At 31.9% G+C, this 4,327-nt stretch carries 1 protein-coding gene; it reads right to left on the minus strand.

Annotation, left to right across the window (positions count from 1 at the left end; all coding sequences use genetic code 11):
• Positions 1-250 precede the first annotated feature (250 nt).
• Entirely contained in the window at positions 251-4,099 is a 3,849-nt protein-coding gene (locus F6K54_RS41215) for an AMP-binding protein (protein WP_293090281.1), read from the minus strand.
• Positions 4,100-4,327: the final 228 nt, after the last annotated feature.

Genomic DNA, 4,327 nt, shown 5'->3' on the forward strand with positions numbered 1-4,327 from the left:
TTTAGGGCTTGCTGATTAAATATCAAAGCTTTTACAGATAAAGGTTTTAGCCTTTTTAGGTCTTGAAAAAGTACCTGGTTTTCAGCTCCAATCGCTCAAAAAGGAGCGCATTTTGGGCATTTCGAAGGGAAGAAAATCAAGGGAAGATTTTTCTGGCTACCTCTTCTATAATTCTCATTACTCTTGAATTCTGGATTCTGAATTCTGGATTCTGGATTCTCCCCTGACAAAAAAACTTTTTCAGCAAGCCCTAATTATCATTTAATAATTTTTTCAATTGAGATAGTTTAGAAGCAATAGCTATTTCAACTTCTGAATCTGTTAAAGTTTTTTCATTTTCTAAGTTTTTAGTTGGAGGAATATATGTTTTATCTGGTTCTGTTTCGAGCTTAACTTCTTGACTTAAATATTGACTTAAATATTGAGCTAAAGATTGAACATTAGGATAATTCCAAAGTAAACTTACATCTAAAGTTTTATTCAGCCAATTTTCTAATTCACTGATTAATTCTACTGACATCACCGAATCCATTCCATAATCAGCAAATGATTTTTGCAGATTTAGAGAATTAGCTGCAATTTCTGGTTGTTTAGCCAACCATTCCATTAACCATTGTTCAATAGTTTGACTTTGATTTTGATTACGAACTAAAGACTCAGTTGAATTTTGAATTTTTGAGTTTAACTCTTGTTGTAGCTCTACACCATTTATAGGCTGAACATCTACTTTTTCTTTAATTTCTTTTAATTGTAAAGATATTAAAGAATCTAATTTATGATTTTCTCCCGCTAAAGTTTGTTCTATATCTCCAATACTATCTACATAATTACCAATTTCTTTTGTCAAAGTTTCTGCTTCTGATATCTCAGTTAACACTGAAATTTCATTAAAAATACTATCTACTTTTTGCTGCCATTGGTATCTTAACCATTTTTCAGCATAGTTTAAAGATGAAGTTGATTCAGTAGCTTCTTCTGCTTTCACTGCTGCTAATAAAATTGCCCAAGTTACCAATTCTCCGAGACAGATATAAATCCATCTCAAGTTATTTTCATGTTCTCTAAAGGGGGAAATTTTCTTGAATTCCTCTTTGACTTGTTCTACTTCCAAATTTAATTTTTGAACAATTTCTACTGCGTTCCATTTGCTTGTCAAAAATTGATAAAGTTCAGAAGCTTGATGAAAAATACGAGAACCTAAAAACATATTTAATGCTTCCGTAGGCCCTTCAAAAATACGAATTACTCTTGCATCTCTAAGAATTTGAGGAGCAATATTAGTTTCAATATACCCCCTACCTCCTAAAGATTGCACTAAATCATCAGTTGCTTTCCACAGTAATTCAGGAGCAGATGTTTTACAAGCAGTATAAATTTCTGCGGGAATTTTAAATCCTTCATCTAATAATTTCGTTATCCCATAAACTAAAGACTGTATAGCCGTAATAGCTGCTTTAAGCTGATTTAAGCGAACTAAAGTAACAGGATTATCTAATAAACAACCAGTAGAAATTATACGTTGAGAACTATATCTTAAAATTAATTGACTACACCGTTTCATCGCTCCAAGACAAATTGCTGCGAGCCCCAAACGAGTGTACATCATCGCTTCTTGAGCTATTTCCATTCCTTTACCCAACTTACCTAAAAGTTGTTCTTCCTGAACTTCCACTCCTTTGAAGATAATACCATTTTGAACCATTCCTCTCATTCCCATTGTGAGAGATTCTTTCCCATTTTCTAAGTTTTCTGAATTTTGAGGAACAATAAATCCACTAATCCCCATTAATTGTCCTTTTTCATCTTCTTGTTGGACAAAAACATTAATAAAACTAGCCCAAGATGCTGAACCAATCCAAATTTTTTCTCCTTCTAATAACCATTTTCCTTCACTTTTATAGATAGCTTTACTAATAATTGATCTAGGATTTGACCCTGCACCTGCTTCAGTTAAAGCAAAAGCAATTATTTCTTTTCTATTAACTATTTTCGAGAGTAATTCTTGTTTAAATTGATTAGTAGCAGACTTCATCAAAGGACGAACTCCTAATAAATTATGATTTACCACAAATAAGCTTAAACTTAAATCAATTCCTCCTAATTGTTCTAATACTCTCATTGTGTCTTGATGATTAAGACCTAATCCACCATATTTACTCTCAACTTGTAAGCTTAAAAGTCCTTGATTTGCAAAATCTATAACAATATAAGGAGGAATACAACGACGTTCATCAATTAAACGAGAATTTATTCTTTTAGCTGCATATTGACGTAACCATTCGATTAAGCGATCTGCTTTTAACTTACTTTCCTGATAAATTGAATCTTTTTCATTTGTTAATGGCTTAATTTTACTTTCCTGTTGCCATTCCCCTACTAAATCTAATTCTCCTTTAAGCCATTTTTCCCGACAACCTCTACGCTGAATTTTTCCACTAGATGTTTTGGGTATTGTTGCAGTTTTTAGTAATAAAATTGTACTGACTTTTAACTCATGTTCAAGCCAGACTTGATGACGAATTGCTGCGGCTACTTCCTCTACATTTAATTTTCTAATATATGTTCGCTCTACTTCACAAGCTATTGCTAATTGTTCTTCTCCTTCTATTTCTATACTAAATGCTGCACTAAAATGATTTCGTAATCCAGAGTGCGAATTTTCTACCGTCCATTCTATATCTTGAGGATAATAATTTCTGCCTCTAATTATGATTAAATCTTTGATTCTTCCCGTGACAAATAATTCTCCTTTGTCAATAAATCCTAAATCTCCTGTTCTTAAAAAAGGTCCTTCCCCTGTCTCTTTTATATAAGCTTTAAACGTTTCTTCTGTTGCTTCTTTTCTTTGCCAATATCCTTGTGCTATTGTTGAACCAGATACCCATATTTCACCTATTTCATCTAATTGACTTAATTGACAAGTTTCTGGATTTACTATCCGTACAAGAGTATCTGTTTCTGTGTATCCACATCCTACAAAAGTTTGAGCATTAGGATGTTGTTTTGAAACTATTTGTATTTTGTTTTGTTGCAATTTTGTTGTATCAACATAACAATATATTGGTAAATCTTTTTTATAAACAGCAGATACTACCAAAGTTGCTTCTGCTAAACCATAACCAGGAGAAATTGCTGCTGCAGAGAATCCATTTTCTGCAAATGTTTTAACAAATTCTTCTATTACATTAGCTTTTAATGGTTCTGAGCCATTTAAAGTCATTTCCCAACTACTTAAATCCAACTTTGCTTTTTGAGATGGTGTTATTTTTCTTGCAGATAATTCATAAGCAAAGTTTGGTGCTGCACTATGAGTACCTTTATATTTAGATATTGCTTCTAACCAACGTACAGGTTTTTGAACAAAGGTTACTGGTGGCATTAAAACACACTGACTACCTTTATATAATGGGTTTAGTATAGTGAAAATTAATCCCATATCATGAAAGATAGGTAGCCAAGTTACCATTACACCATCTTCTTTGAGTTCCCACCATTTATTAATAGCTATGTTATTAATAATAATATTTTTATGTGTTACTATTACCCCTTTAGGATTTCCTGTTGAACCTGATGTATATTGCAAATAAGCTATATTATTTGGTTCTATTTTCTCTGGAATCCAATCTTTTCCTTGATTTTCTATCTCATCAGTAGCAATTAACTTTAATTTGCTTAAGCTTAATTCTTGTTCCCATTTTTGTTTTAACTGGGTAAAATTATTCTGGTCTATTAAAACTAATTTAGCTGTAGAATCTTCTACTATTGCTATTAAACGAGATAAGTTATGATTTCTTCTAGGAGGATATACTGGTATTGCTATTACTCCTGCATATAAACATCCTAGAAAAGCAATTATAAATTCTAATCCTGATGGATATAATAATAATGCTCTTTCCCCTTTCCATTCCTTGATATTAAAAGCTACAACTCTGGCTTTTTCATCTAATTCTTGATAGGTTATTTTAGCAGTTTCTTTTTCTCCATCTTCTAGAAAAATATAAGCTATTTTTTGGGCTTGATGTAAGGCTCTATATCTTAGTATTTCTATGATAGTTGTATAGTTTTTAATTTCTTTGGAATCATCTAAATAACTAATCATAAGCTCCTGTCTAAGATATTAACTAATTTCTTTTCTGGTTAGTCTAACTTTCAACAATGAATAATGAATAATGAATAATGAATAATTAGGGTTTGCTGAATAAGTATGAGTGGTAGGGGTAGAATCCAGCAATCCTGCAATCGGTGAAGTCAGGAGGAATGGGAATTATAGAAGAAGTAGTCAGAAGAATCGTAAAAGTGATTTTCTACCCCTCGAAATGCCGAAAAT

The organism is Okeania sp. SIO3B5, assembly GCF_010692555.1.
Classification (GTDB): domain Bacteria; phylum Cyanobacteriota; class Cyanobacteriia; order Cyanobacteriales; family Microcoleaceae; genus Okeania.

What these genes read in the sequence shown, in the direction of transcription:
- F6K54_RS41215 (WP_293090281.1), bottom strand. Translation starts at nt 4,099, where the DNA reads ATGATTAGTTATTTAGATGATTCCAAAGAAATTAAAAACTATACAACT.